Origin of the sequence: Bradyrhizobium sp. HKCCYLRH3097, assembly GCF_051167875.1 — a bacterium.
GTDB lineage: Bacteria > Pseudomonadota > Alphaproteobacteria > Rhizobiales > Xanthobacteraceae > Bradyrhizobium.
The window spans coordinates 269125-280996 of record NZ_JBNPTX010000008.1 but is presented as its reverse complement, the minus strand read 5'-3'; the positions used below and the strand labels follow the sequence as shown (position 1 = coordinate 280996).

Genomic DNA, 11872 nt, shown 5'->3' with positions numbered 1-11872 from the left:
CGTCAGCAGGGAGGACCCGTCGTGGCAATGATGAACGACGTCATGGTCAAGGATCTGGGCGAGTCCGGGCGCATCGACTGGTCGCCTTATCTGGTCGGCGCCGGCATCGGCATCCTCAGCTGGGTGGCCTTTGCCGGGTTCGGCGATCCGCTCGGCGTGACGACGGCGTTCTCGCGCATCGCGTCGCTGTTCGCCGTGCCGGTGATCGGATCCGACGCCGTCGCCGCCAACAGTTATTGGAAGTCGATGCCGCTGAAATGGGATTATGGCGTCTGGTTTCTGGTCGGCATTCCGCTCGGCGCATTCCTGTCCGCGGTCATCTCCGGCACGTGGCGACTGGAGCTGGTGCCAGAGGTCTGGAGGGAGCGCTTTGGCCCGTCGGTGTTCAAGCGCTTCGTCGCTGCGTTTCTCGGCGGCATCGTCATCACGTATGGCGCGCGTCTGGCCGGCGGCTGCACCAGCGGCCACGGCATTTCAGGCGGTCTGCAACTGGCGCTGTCGAGCTGGCTGTTCCTCGCCGTGATGTTCGCGACCGGCCTGGTGGTGTCGCGCGTCATGTTCCGCAAAGCATAGGAGAAGGGCCATGACGTCATTGATGAGCATCGCCGGTCCGCTGTTGATGGGCGCCGTGTTCGGCTATCTCCTGCAGCAGGGCAAGGTCACGAGCTGCAACGTGATCGAGAACCAGTTCCGGCTGCGCGACTTCACCGTGCTGAAGGTGATGGGCACGGCGATCGTGGTCGGCGGCATCGGCGTTCTGCTGCTGGTCGATACCGGCAACACCAAGTATTACGTCAAGGACGCCAACATGCTTGCGGTCGCGCTCGGCGCGGCGCTGTTCGGCGTCGGCATGGTGGTTTACGGCTACTGCCCGGGCACTGCGCTCGGCGCCATTGCCAGCGGCAGCGTTCATGCTGCAGTGGGCGCTTTCGGCATGATCGTCGGGGCGATCCTCTATGCGCTGAGCTTCGACTGGGTGAAGGCCCATGTCCTGAATGTTTGGGCGCTCGGCAAGGTGCGGCTGCCCGACATCACCGGCGTGCCGGATGGCGTCTGGTTCGCCGCGCTCGCGATCGGTGCAGGTGCGTTCTTCTTCTGGGTCGAAGCGTCCGCGGCCAAGGCGAAGCGGACACAGGGCTAGGCTGAGTCGCCCGAGTGCCCCTATGTCAAACAGTGAGAGGTTCCTCCCATGCTATCAGGACTGTTCAGCAGGTTGACCGGGTCGACCAGCGTGCCGGCGATCGAGCATGATGAGCTGGTGCGGGCGCATCAGCAGCGGAGCTGCGTCATCGTCGACGTGCGCGAGCCGCATGAGTTCAAGGGCGGCCACATCCCCGGCGCCGTCAATCACCCGCTGTCGCGTTTCGACCCGGGCAGCCTCGTGCACGACAAGCCGGTGGTTCTGATCTGCCAGGCCGGCGGCCGCTCGGCCACCGCCCTGCGGCGGGCGCTGTCGGCCGGGCGGCAGGATATCCGCCACTATGCCGGCGGCATGAGCGGCTGGCGGGCGCGCGGCGGTCCTGTCGCCTGAACGCGCCCTGCCGGACAGGTCGGACGCTCTGCTCTGTCAGGATGTCCCGACGGGACTTGTGAAGGGTTGAGGTGAAGTGATCTGCAACCAGCATGGATTGCGGCAGGTTAAGAGCAAAGTGTGCGGCGGAAGGCTCCGATAGCCGTTCCCGCCCCGCAGCAGCTAATTTGTTGTTGGTCCAGTCCATTGGTTGACTCGTTCAGGAATAATTAGTTGCAACGCTGCAATACTCGAACACCGGTCGACGTTCGAGGATCGCATGTTGAAGTTTGGTGGCTTGAGAACCCGGATCACCCTTTCTCTGGTGATCGGTGCGGCAGCGACGGCCCTCTTCGTGCTGCTGGTCGCCATGTGGATCATCGGCGGCATCATCGACCGCGCCAATGAGCGCGAGCTCCACGCCCAATATGACGCCTTCAATTCGCGCCTGCAGCTGGAGTCGACCCGCGCGGAAGCGATGAGCGCGGTGGTCGCCAACATCCCCGCGGTCCAGGACGCCATGGCGCAGAACGACCGCGACGCCTTGATGCGGCTGTTCGGCGCGGGCATGGCCAGCCTGAAATCCGATTATGGCGTCGACCAGTTTCAGTTTCACACGCCGCCGGCGATGTCCTTCCTGCGGGTGCACCAGCCGGCCAAGTTCGGCGACGATCTGTCGGGATTCCGCAAGACGGTGGTGGCCGCCAACACCGACCGCAAGCCGATCGTCGGGCTGGAGGGCGGCGTTGCCGGCCTCGGCCTCCGCGGCGTCGTACCGATCGTTTCCGCCGGCAAACATCTGGGCTCGGTCGAGTTCGGCCTGACCTTTGGCCAAAACTTCTTCGACGAGTTCAAGCGCAGCCGGAATGTCGAGGTTGCGTTCCGCCTGGCTGGCGACACCGGCTTCAAGCTGTTCGCGACGACGATCGGGGAGACCTCCTTCTTCGCAAGCGGCGACTATCGGGAGGCATCGGCCGGCAGCTTCCTGTCGCGCCAAGGACAGCTCGAGGGTGTTCCGGTCGTCGCGCTGCTGGGCCCGATCAAGGATTTCTCCGGCAAGCCGATCGGGGCCGTCGAGATCATCATGGACAACAGCGAGTTCATCCAGGCTCGCAATCGCGCCGGGGCGTTGGCGATCGGGATGACGCTGGCCGGCCTCGTGCTGATCGCGCTCGCCGGGCTGCTGATCGCGCGCAGCATCTCCCTCCCGATCGTCCAGATGACGAGCGCCATGCGCGAGCTCGCCGACGGCAACCTGGACGTTCGCGTCCCGGCGGACTGGCGCAAGGACGAGGTCGGACAGATGGCACGCGCCGTTTCGATCTTCAGGGACAACGCCGTCCGGATGAGGGATCTGCAGGCGGAGCAGGAGAAGGCCCAGGCTCGTGCCGAGGGGGACCGGCGCCGCATGCTGATGGAGGTGGCCGATGGCTTCGAGGCCAGCGTCCGCGGCGTCGTCGACGCCGTGTCGGCTGCGGCCATCGAAATGGAGGCGACCGCCCGTTCGATGTCGGTGACGATCGATCAGTCGAAGCAGCAGGCCCTGACGGTATCGCAGGCGTGCGGCTCCGCGTCGGACAATGTCAACACCGTTGCCTCGGCGGCCGAGGAGCTGTCATCCTCGATGAACGAGATCAGCAAGACGCTCGAGCGTGCGTCGTCCGTGGTTCGCAAGGCCGCGGACGAAGGGCAGCAATCCAACGACAAGGTGCAGCGGCTCAACATTGCGGCCAGCAAGATCGGCGAGGTCGTCGCACTCATCACCCAGATCGCCAGCCAGACCAATCTGCTGGCGCTGAATGCGACGATCGAGGCCGCGCGCGCCGGCGAGTCGGGCAGGGGATTCGCCGTCGTCGCCAGCGAGGTGAAGACGCTGGCGACCCAAACGGCCAAGGCGACCGAAGAGATTGGTGCTCAGATCGCCGCGGTTCAGGCCGAAACCGCCGCCGCGGTCCAGAGCATCGGTATGATCTGCACCACGATCCAGGAGGTCGACGAGATCTCGACCATCATCGCCTCATCGATCGCGCAACAGGACGCCGCGACCCGCGAGATCGCCGGCAATGTGAACGTCGTCGCCGGCAAGACCCAGGACGTCACGCGCAACATCGCGGGCGTCACGTCCGGGGTCGTGCAGACCGGCCACGCCGCCAACGAGGTGCTGTCGGCGGCCGGGGAGCTCGCGCAGCAGTCGACCCGGCTGCGTAGCGAGGTCAACCAGTTCCTAGCCCATATCAGGGCGGCCTGACCGGTCGTTGGGTGGCTGAAGTACAAGCTCGCCGACACGCCGATCGCTCCGGCGTATCCGCCACGGGCGCGAGCCGGGGCGGGGCCTCCTGTCCTGTGGCTCACGCCTGCTTCGCGGCCGCCTTCTCGAGCCGCTTCGCCATCACGCGCCAATAGGTGGCCGGCATGAACCGCTGCAGGAGATCCATGAAGCGCGCATCGCCGCCGATCAGGATGCGGGGCTCATTGCGCTCGATGCCCTCGATGATCCGCAACGCGGCGTCGCGCGGGCTGGTCCTGGCAAGCCGCTCGAACCGCTCGATGGCCTGCACGCGGCGCGCATTGTCGGTCATGCCCTGGCCGGCGCGGGCATTGCGCGCAATCGCCGTGGCGATGCCGCCGGGATGCACGACGGACAGCCGCACGGGACTGCCGGCGGCTGTGAGCTCGTGACGCAGGCTCTCGGAAAATCCCCTTACCGCGAACTTTGCCGCGGCGTAGGCCGATTGACCGGGCGGAGCGATGATGCCGAAGATCGAGGACAGGTTGACGACGTGCGCTTCGCGCTGGCGCGAAAGATGCGGCAGGAACGCGCGCGTGCCGTGCACGACGCCCCAGAAATTGATGTTGAACAGCCACTCCATCTCCGCCTGATCGATCTCGGCGAAGCTGCCGAACAGTGCCACGCCAGCATTGTTGACGACGATGTTGAGGCCGGGATGCGCGCGGGTCGCGTCTACTGCGAACTGGGTGACTGCAGCCACATCGCTGACGTCCAGCCGGTGCGTGGTCACCTTGCGGCCGGTTGCGGTGAGCTCGGCGGCGAGGCTTGCGAGGCCCGCCTCGTCGCGGTCGGCGAGCGCGAGATCGCAACCGCGGGCCGCCAGCTCCTGCGCCAGCGCACGGCCAATGCCGCTGGCTGCGCCTGTCACGGCGGCAGATGCGCCTCGAATGATCGTCATTGTCGCTTCACTCCCCTGATCGACCGGTTCTGCGTGCCTGTTCCAATTGCAGCTGGGTTTTCGGCCACTTTTTCTGATTGGAACCGAACCATCCGGCCGTTCAGCTTTTAACTCACATTACTTTGCGAGCACACATTCGTGGAGGACCTGCATGGGACAGTCGCAACCTTTTCGCGCCACCGCACTGATCGTGGAAGACGATCTGGCGCAGCGCGAGATGATCACGCTGCTGCTCGAAGAGAGCGAGTACGACGTGATCGCGTGTGAGAGCGCGGAGGCCGCCGAACTCGTCCTGAACAAGCCGGGTCATCGCATCGTGCTGCTGATGACCGACGTCAATCTGGCGGGCCGCATGAACGGGGTCGAGCTTGCCCATCTCGCCAAGGCGCGTCACCCCCACATCAATGTGGTCGTCACTTCTGGCCGGCCGTTGTCGCAGCCGCTGCCGGGCGGCACGAAGTTCTGGAGCAAGCCGTGGGCGCCGCTGGACGTGCTGCGCGAAGCCGAGGTGACGCTCGAGCGCACGCCCGATATCAGGTGAGGCGTGTTGCGTGGCAACCGCCGACCGGTGGAGACGTAGGATCGGCTAGCGGGTCGAGCTGACTGAGAGCCGGGTGGAAGCCGCGCTCCCACCCGGGAAGTGCAACTACTTCTTCTTGGCAGCCTTCTTGGTCTTCTTCGCAGCTTTCTTGGTGGCCTTTGCGGCCTTCTTCGCCTTCTTCGCCATGGAATCCTCGTCAGGAGTTGATGGATTGCAACGCGACTTTGAGGCTTCGCTGGCGCACGCCAGCCATGCATCAGCCTCGGGTGTCGATCCCAGCAGATTCGCGAAGCTCTGCCTCACGCTGTCACCAGCGCGGTTGCGCTTATCCACAGCTCGATGCATTCGCCGGCCAGTTGCGCCGCTGGCGCTCGGGGTGTGACAAGGTTAGCGGATCGTAAAAGGTGTCTTCATTGATTCAAAACCAAGGCGCAACCTTGGTTGGGCCCTTGAGGAACCGTTAACTGCGCCGCGCCCATGTTGCCTCGAGCAACAGGGTAGCTCATGAGCGCGGCGTTATTGAACATCGAGGACAGGACCTGCGGCGTCCTGCTGTCGGGATGCTGAACGTTCCGACGCTGTGGACCGCCTTCGTGGTCAATTTCCTCGCGTTGGGCCTGATCTGGGCCTACGTGATGCGCAGCTATCCCAATCTGGATTCGGCGCGGTACTGGACGGCATCTGCGTTCATGTGCGCGCCGGCGGCGGCGTTCGCGCTGACGCGGTTCTATTTCGGCTCGTTCGTTCCGCTGCTGGTCGGCGGCTCGCTGATGACCTTCGCGATCTGCCTCGCGGCGATGGGCGTCGAGCGCTTCTATGGCTCCAGGGCGTCGTGGCGGCTGAGCTTGACCGTCGTCGCGATGACCTGCTCGTCGATCGCATTTTTCCAATACGGATACGACCACGGCCCGCTGAGGATCCTGTGCTACTCGATCGGGCAGGCGGTCCCCATGGCGATCATCGCGCGGCTGGTGCTGGATGCGAGGCGCGGGCCCGTCAATCCGGGAGCGCGGCTGGCCGGCCTGCTGTCCGTTCTGATCATCGCGGTGTTTGCCGCGCGCTCGATCGGGGCGTTCATCGGCGCCGATTTCAATTTCAGCCGCTCCACCAGCGGTCAGGCCGCCGCGGTGCTGCTGCTGATCTTCCTGTCGATGTCGCTCAATTTCGGCTTCCTGCTGATGGCGGTGGACCGGCTGCGCAACGAGGTCGCCGATCTCGCGCTGCTCGACGATCTCACCGGCGTCGCCAACCGCCGTCACCTGATGCAGCGCCTGAGCGAGGAATGCGCGCGCGCCGAGCGCTCGCGGCGGCCGTTCGCGCTATTGGTGATCGATCTCGACGGCTTCAAGATCATCAACGACACCCATGGCCATGCCGCCGGCGATGCCTGCCTGCAGCACTTCACGCTGATGGCCCAGACCCGGCTGCGCCCCGGCGACATGCTGGCGCGCACCGGTGGCGACGAATTCTGCATCGTGCTGCCGGCGTCCGCCTTGCGCGAAGGGGCGATGATCGCGCGGCGCATCCTGCAGGTCTGCCGCGACGATGCGGAGGCCTGCGCCGGCGCCGAGGTGCCGATCGAGGTCTCGATCGGCGTCGCCGAATGGACCGAGGATGTCGGCGCCTTCCCCGACCGGCTGATGGCGCGGGCGGACCAGGCGCTCTATGCGGCCAAGAAGGAGGGCAAGAATCGCTATGCCGTCTTCGCCGCCGACCACGAGACGCCGACACTGGCGCCGGACCAGATCGAGCCGATGATGGCGCCGCCGCGTCGGCAGGATGCCGCCGCCGGGTAGCCGGTGCTATCGTTGCCGACCATGAGGCCGGTCCTGTTCTCCCTCCGCGCAGCGCTCGCGCTGCTTCTCGTCGCGCTGCCTCTGCCTGTTGCGGCTGAGGATCTCACGTCGCTCGCCCGTTCGTCCGGCACGCCGGACATCCCGGGACTGAAGATGGTCTGGCTGGCGCCGTGGGGCGATCCGCACCTCGCCCATCCCTGGACCAACATCATCGTCCACCAGACCGAGGGTCCGGCCGGGTCGGCGCGGGCCGGGGCGCTGGCCCAGGCCAAGAACCCGAAACGGCGCGGCGTCACGATCTGGGTGGAAACCGACGGCACGGTGTATTGGGCGGTGCCGGACACCCTGGTGACCTTGCATGGCGACGGCGCCAACCGCAACGACAGCCGCTATATCGACAACGGCCCCACCTATCGCAAGGTCGTGCGCGACAATTCCATTGGCGTGGAGTTCGCCGGCAACTATCCCGACGTCACCACGCCTCCGACGGACGCCCAGGTCGCCGCCTGGCGCGTGCTCTCGAAGCTGCTCCGGCTGCGCTATGGCATCGCCCGGGAGCGGATCTATGCGCACAACTGGATCGACTACAAGGACGCCCGCTACTGCGAGGGCTGTGCGCTCGCCGAGCTCGCCCGCGCCGCGCCCGACTAACTGCACCTAACAAGAAGCCGGCGTCTCCGCCGGCTCCGATCGCATCCAAAAACCACCTTCAAGCAAGCCGCGCGTCTAGTGCGCGGCCTCCAGGGCCGCCGCCTCCTGCCTGGCGATGGCGCCCTTGACGGCGGACTGCACCTTCTCGAACGCGCGCACCTCGATCTGGCGCACCCGCTCGCGCGACACGCCGAACTCGGCCGCCAGGTCCTCGAGCGTCATCGGCTCGTCGGCCAGGCGCCGCGCCTCGAAGATGCGGCGTTCGCGGGCGTTGAGCACGCCGATCGCGCCGTTCAGCGCCTGCCGCCGGTGGTCGTATTCCTCGTGCTCGGCCATGATGGCTTCCTGGTTGGGCGTATTGTCGACCAGCCAGTCCTGCCATTCGCCCGCTTCGCCGTCGTCGCGGATCGGCGCGTTCAGCGAGGCGTCGCCGCCGAGGCGGCGGTTCATGTCGACCACGTCCTGATCGGTCACGCCGAGGCGCTTCGCGATCAGCTTGACCTGATCCGGATGCAGATCGCCTTCATCCAGCGCGTTGATGCGGCTCTTGGCCTTGCGCAGGTTGAAGAACAGCTTCTTCTGGTTCGCGGTGGTGCCCATCTTCACGAGCGACCACGATCTCAGAATGTACTCTTGTATCGACGCCTTGATCCACCACATGGCGTAGGTGGCGAGGCGAAAGCCCTTCTCGGGCTCGAACCTTTTCACCGCCTGCATCAGGCCGACATTGCCTTCCGAAACGACTTCGGATATCGGCAGGCCGTAGCCGCGATAGCCCATGGCGATCTTGGCCACGAGCCTGAGGTGGCTGGTCACGAGTTTATGCGCTGCGTCGCTGTCGTCATGCTCGCGCCAACGCTTGGCGAGCATGTACTCTTCCTGCGGTTCCAGCATCGGGAACTTGCGGATCTCGGCGAGGTAGCGTGAAAGTCCCGATTCTCCGTTGAGAACCGGCAGTGTAGCTGTACGGGCCATCGAGCGCCCTCCAGTTGGTTCAGGCCCCCGATAGCGGCGGGCCAGGCAAAGCGGTCGCTTGGTTAAAGCCGGCCGGTTTGCGACGTTCCATGCGTCGACCATTCGACGCAGGCGCAACATACACCATTTTCGCCCCCCGGTGGAAGGATTCCGGGGGTCACGACCCCGTGTGGCTCCATTAAGTTTTTGACATGCTTGCGTTTTTCTGAAGGTCCTGCGTCATAGCGCCGCTCGCAAGGCGCGCCCCAAAAGAGAAAGATCCTCCGGAAGCTCCGATTCCCAGCGCATTATTTCTCCCGTCCGGGGGTGCTCGATCACCAGCAGATAGGCGTGCAGGGCCTGCCGCCCGAGCGCCGCCAGCGCGTCCCGCGCGGCCGGCGCGAGCTGGTTCGCCTTGGTCTTGAAGTGCGGGCCATAGACGGCATCGCCGAGCAGCGGATGGCCGAGATGGGCCAGATGCACCCGGATCTGGTGGGTGCGCCCGGTCTCGAGATGGCAGGCGATCAGCGACGCCGCCGGCTTGCCGTCGCGGCCAGGAAAGCTCTCCTGCACCTCGTAATGGGTGATGGCCTCGCGCCCTTTTGCGCGCACCGCCATCTTGTCGCGGGCATGCGGATGCCGGTCGATCGGCGCATTGATGGTGCCATGCGGCCGGTGCGGCACCCCCCACGCGAACGCCAGATAGCCGCGCTCCATCGCGCCGGTGCGGCCGTGGTCGGCGAACTGTGCGCTGAGCGAGGCGTGCGCGTGATCGTTCTTCGCCACCACCATCAGCCCGGTGGTGTCCTTGTCCAGCCGGTGCACGATGCCGGGCCGCTTGACCCCGCCGATCCCGGAAAGACTGGCGCCGCAATGCGCGATCAGCGCGTTCACCAGTGTTCCCGTCTCGTGTCCGGCGGCGGGATGCACGACGAGGCCGGCCGGCTTGTCGATGACGACGATGTCGTCGTCCTCGTAGATGATTTTCAGCGGGATCGCCTCGGCGGCGGGCTCGGCCGGGACAGCCTCCGGCACGTCGATTGTGATCGTGTCGCCGGCTGTGACGTGATAAGCGGGGTCCCGCACCGCCGCCGCGCGGAGCGACACCTGACCGGCCAGGATCAGCGCCTTCAGCCGGGACCGCGACAGCTCCGGCAGCCTGGCCGCGAGCACGCGATCGAGCCGCGGCGAGCCTTCGTCGCCGGCGACCGTGACCGTCATCAGACCGTGGGATTGTGAAGTCGAGATGTCCATGAATTCTACCGTTGCGCCCGAGCCGTCCTCGCCCGAGCAGGCCCAGCTGATGGCGCGGCTGCGGCGCATGATGATGATCGCGGGCGTGACCACCTCGATCGCGATCGCAGTGCTTCTGGTCGCCATCGGCTACCGCCTTTTCCGCGGCGATGGAAGCACAGCTTCGGGCCCGGACCTCACCGCCATGCTGCCCAAGGGCGCCCGGATCGTCGCCACCGGCACCGCCGGCGACCGCCTGGCGGTGACGCTGGATGTCGGCGGCACCACCGAGATCCGCACCTTCGACGCCAAGACCCTCAAACCCACCGGCCGCCTCCGCTTCGCTGTGGAGCCGTAAGGGGCAGGGCGGTTTCGCCCGCCTATTTCGGCCCATCTCTATCGACACGGGCAGTCAGCGCCTCCCCCGCCTGCGGGTGGGGGACACTCTCTCCACTGGCACCGCCGCCCGCCGCGCCCCCACCCCAACCCTCCCCCGCAAGCGGGAGAGGGGGCGCACCGCCATCGCGGCCGGCCGCTTCCATCCCATGATGGCCGAATGAGCGATCCTCTCGCCACCCGGGCAGTCCGTTCCCCTCCCCCTTGTGGGGAGGGGCTAGGGGAGGGGGTCCCCACGGGGAAAGACCCTTGGGGCACGGACACCCACACCCCCACAAATTTCCATCCCCCGTCTTGCGGCGCGGCGATTTCGAGGCTATGCGGTTCACCTCACGCTCCCTTCGTCTAGCGGTTAGGACGCGGCCCTCTCAAGGCTGAAACAGGGGTTCGATTCCCCTAGGGAGCGCCATTCCCCGGCGCTCAACCCTCAAACTCTGACCTGTCGACGCGGCTCCTCAGCCTCGCGGCGCGCTGTCGCGTCCGAGCTTTGCTCATCGGAACGCCCTTCCAAGAGAAGGGCGCAGGGAAGGCCGGGTGCAGGCCGCACCCATGGCCCGCCTGCAGAAAGAAAAGCAGGCGGCAGTCACCACAGGATTGGCCGAACAACCGGCCTTCCCTGCGCGATGGGTTGAACGGCTGCTCCGTGCTCTCCCAGGGGACCGGGCTTGCTTGCCCCCGTCATCGGGATGTCGCCGACCAAGACACCAGCGTCGGGGTGTCGGGACCACACGGCTTGACCGTCCGCCCGGGTTCGTTCGTCCGCACGCGAAACGCGCACTGCGACCCGAGGCGGCCACCGCATCCCACGCTCCACGGTCCGTGACGATCGCGAAACGCCCCTTCAGTGAGCGTGGAACGGCCGGATCATCGTTGTGATTTGCCCGACGGTGCAAGGGAAGATTTGCCCGACGGAATGCGGCAAACTGGCACGACGGGCAGTTTGGGCATGGGTGGGATGCGGTGGTAGTAGCTGCCAACCTATAGGGGGGTATTCGATCTAAGAGTGTGGCGAGAGCCTTAAGCAAATAGAGTTCTTGAATATGGGGCAGCAGGGAAGGTTGTGCTTTCCGCATCGATACTGGACGGTGAGATATGGACAATCTTACGCCCGCGAAGCGAAGCGCAAATATGTCAAGAATTCGGGGAGTAAACACGCGTCCTGAATTGCAGGTTCGTAAGCTTCTCTTCAGTTTAGGTTATAGATATCGCCTTCACGCCCGCGATGTGCTCGGTCGTCCTGACATCGTCTTCAAGACAAGGCGAGCGGCGATCTTCGTGCATGGCTGTTTTTGGCATCGCCACAACTGTGGTTTGGCCTATTCGCCAAAGTCTCGCACCGAATTCTGGCAAGCCAAGTTCACCAAGAATATAGCGAGGGACCGTCTTGTTCTGGATAACCTTCGTGCTGCAGGTTGGAGAGTAAAAGTAATATGGCAATGCGAGCTGAGAGATCTAACGAAGGTGACGGCAGAACTGAAGAAATTTCTAGGGCCGCCAAATCGGCCAAAGCAAAGAGCAGCAAGGTAGTTTGCCTTCGCCACGACTTCACGCTCCTGAGGGGAGGCGCCCTTGGCTAAAGCTAGCGCAGTTCTCCCGCAGGGGC

General features: G+C 65.3%; 13 protein-coding genes and 1 tRNA gene. 10 read left to right on the top strand and 4 right to left on the bottom strand.

Annotated elements, in window-relative coordinates; genetic code table 11:
- Window positions 1–30 precede the first annotated feature (30 nt).
- The 4 genes from ACQR0U_RS21180 to ACQR0U_RS21165 all read left to right on the top strand — a co-directional run bounded on the left by ACQR0U_RS21180 (window position 31) and on the right by ACQR0U_RS21165 (window position 3758).
- The gene (locus ACQR0U_RS21180) at window positions 31–573 is read left to right on the top strand and encodes a YeeE/YedE thiosulfate transporter family protein (protein ID WP_434872243.1); all 543 of its coding nucleotides are present in this window, start codon (window positions 31–33) and stop codon (window positions 571–573) included.
- Window positions 574–583: 10 nt separating this feature from the next.
- Window positions 584–1141 carry a YeeE/YedE thiosulfate transporter family protein gene (locus ACQR0U_RS21175; RefSeq protein WP_315718301.1) on the top strand — a complete coding sequence of 186 codons (558 nt, stop codon included), beginning with the start codon at window positions 584–586 and terminating at the stop codon, window positions 1139–1141.
- Window positions 1142–1189: 48 nt separating this feature from the next.
- A complete protein-coding gene (locus ACQR0U_RS21170; RefSeq protein ID WP_315718300.1) occupies window positions 1190–1531 on the top strand; it encodes a rhodanese-like domain-containing protein in 342 nt (113 codons plus the stop codon).
- 259 nt (window positions 1532–1790) lie between these two features.
- The gene (locus ACQR0U_RS21165) at window positions 1791–3758 is read left to right on the top strand and encodes a methyl-accepting chemotaxis protein (RefSeq protein ID WP_434872238.1); all 1968 of its coding nucleotides are present in this window, start codon (window positions 1791–1793) and stop codon (window positions 3756–3758) included.
- A 100-nt stretch (window positions 3759–3858) separates the two neighbouring features.
- On the opposite strand, the gene ACQR0U_RS21160 is transcribed toward ACQR0U_RS21165, so the two are convergent.
- On the bottom strand, window positions 3859–4698 hold the full coding sequence (locus ACQR0U_RS21160; RefSeq protein WP_434843683.1) for an SDR family NAD(P)-dependent oxidoreductase: 840 nt from the start codon (window positions 4696–4698) through the stop codon (window positions 3859–3861).
- A gap of 151 nt (window positions 4699–4849) precedes the next feature.
- On the opposite strand from ACQR0U_RS21160, the gene ACQR0U_RS21155 reads away from it, so the two are divergent.
- A complete protein-coding gene (locus ACQR0U_RS21155) occupies window positions 4850–5239 on the top strand; it encodes a response regulator (RefSeq protein WP_315718298.1) in 390 nt (129 codons plus the stop codon).
- Between the two features lie 105 nt (window positions 5240–5344).
- On the opposite strand, the gene ACQR0U_RS21150 is transcribed toward ACQR0U_RS21155, so the two are convergent.
- A complete protein-coding gene (locus tag ACQR0U_RS21150) occupies window positions 5345–5572 on the bottom strand; it encodes a hypothetical protein (protein WP_315718297.1) in 228 nt (75 codons plus the stop codon).
- A gap of 227 nt (window positions 5573–5799) precedes the next feature.
- Between ACQR0U_RS21150 and ACQR0U_RS21145 the strand changes: the two genes are divergently transcribed.
- Together ACQR0U_RS21145 and ACQR0U_RS21140 are read left to right on the top strand one after the other, a co-directional pair.
- Window positions 5800–7035 (top strand): GGDEF domain-containing protein, encoded by a 1236-nt coding sequence (locus ACQR0U_RS21145; RefSeq protein WP_315718296.1) that lies wholly within the window; start codon window positions 5800–5802, stop codon window positions 7033–7035.
- Between the two features lie 21 nt (window positions 7036–7056).
- Window positions 7057–7686 (top strand): peptidoglycan recognition protein family protein, encoded by a 630-nt coding sequence (locus ACQR0U_RS21140; protein WP_434843720.1) that lies wholly within the window; start codon window positions 7057–7059, stop codon window positions 7684–7686.
- A gap of 75 nt (window positions 7687–7761) precedes the next feature.
- Here ACQR0U_RS21140 and rpoH read toward each other — a convergent pair whose 3' ends face one another.
- Together rpoH and ACQR0U_RS21130 are read right to left on the bottom strand one after the other, a co-directional pair.
- Window positions 7762–8661 (bottom strand): RNA polymerase sigma factor RpoH, encoded by a 900-nt coding sequence (rpoH, locus tag ACQR0U_RS21135; RefSeq protein ID WP_315754871.1) that lies wholly within the window; start codon window positions 8659–8661, stop codon window positions 7762–7764.
- 219 nt (window positions 8662–8880) lie between these two features.
- On the bottom strand, window positions 8881–9861 hold the full coding sequence (locus ACQR0U_RS21130) for an RluA family pseudouridine synthase (RefSeq protein WP_434843719.1): 981 nt from the start codon (window positions 9859–9861) through the stop codon (window positions 8881–8883).
- Between the two features lie 31 nt (window positions 9862–9892).
- On the opposite strand from ACQR0U_RS21130, the gene ACQR0U_RS21125 reads away from it, so the two are divergent.
- The 3 genes from ACQR0U_RS21125 to ACQR0U_RS21115 all read left to right on the top strand — a co-directional run bounded on the left by ACQR0U_RS21125 (window position 9893) and on the right by ACQR0U_RS21115 (window position 11796).
- Entirely contained in the window at window positions 9893–10231 is a 339-nt protein-coding gene (locus tag ACQR0U_RS21125) for a hypothetical protein (RefSeq protein ID WP_315718294.1), read from the top strand.
- Between the two features lie 372 nt (window positions 10232–10603).
- A tRNA-Glu gene (locus ACQR0U_RS21120) sits at window positions 10604–10678 on the top strand.
- A 683-nt stretch (window positions 10679–11361) separates the two neighbouring features.
- Window positions 11362–11796 carry a very short patch repair endonuclease gene (locus ACQR0U_RS21115; protein ID WP_434843656.1) on the top strand — a complete coding sequence of 145 codons (435 nt, stop codon included), beginning with the start codon at window positions 11362–11364 and terminating at the stop codon, window positions 11794–11796.
- Window positions 11797–11872: the final 76 nt, after the last annotated feature.

Bases quoted from the DNA above. Each gene is read 5' to 3' on its own strand.
- ACQR0U_RS21145 (WP_315718296.1), top strand. From the start codon at position 5,800: ATGCTGAACGTTCCGACGCTGTGGACCGCCTTCGTGGTCAATTTCCTC.
- ACQR0U_RS21140 (WP_434843720.1), top strand. From the start codon at position 7,057: ATGAGGCCGGTCCTGTTCTCCCTCCGCGCAGCGCTCGCGCTGCTTCTC.
- ACQR0U_RS21115 (WP_434843656.1), top strand. From the start codon at position 11,362: ATGGACAATCTTACGCCCGCGAAGCGAAGCGCAAATATGTCAAGAATT.
- rpoH (WP_315754871.1), bottom strand. From the start codon at position 8,661: ATGGCCCGTACAGCTACACTGCCGGTTCTCAACGGAGAATCGGGACTT.
- ACQR0U_RS21165 (WP_434872238.1), top strand. From the start codon at position 1,791: ATGTTGAAGTTTGGTGGCTTGAGAACCCGGATCACCCTTTCTCTGGTG.
- ACQR0U_RS21175 (WP_315718301.1), top strand. From the start codon at position 584: ATGACGTCATTGATGAGCATCGCCGGTCCGCTGTTGATGGGCGCCGTG.
- ACQR0U_RS21130 (WP_434843719.1), bottom strand. From the start codon at position 9,861: ATGACGGTCACGGTCGCCGGCGACGAAGGCTCGCCGCGGCTCGATCGC.
- ACQR0U_RS21125 (WP_315718294.1), top strand. From the start codon at position 9,893: ATGAATTCTACCGTTGCGCCCGAGCCGTCCTCGCCCGAGCAGGCCCAG.
- ACQR0U_RS21160 (WP_434843683.1), bottom strand. From the start codon at position 4,698: ATGACGATCATTCGAGGCGCATCTGCCGCCGTGACAGGCGCAGCCAGC.
- ACQR0U_RS21180 (WP_434872243.1), top strand. From the start codon at position 31: ATGAACGACGTCATGGTCAAGGATCTGGGCGAGTCCGGGCGCATCGAC.
- ACQR0U_RS21155 (WP_315718298.1), top strand. From the start codon at position 4,850: ATGGGACAGTCGCAACCTTTTCGCGCCACCGCACTGATCGTGGAAGAC.
- ACQR0U_RS21170 (WP_315718300.1), top strand. From the start codon at position 1,190: ATGCTATCAGGACTGTTCAGCAGGTTGACCGGGTCGACCAGCGTGCCG.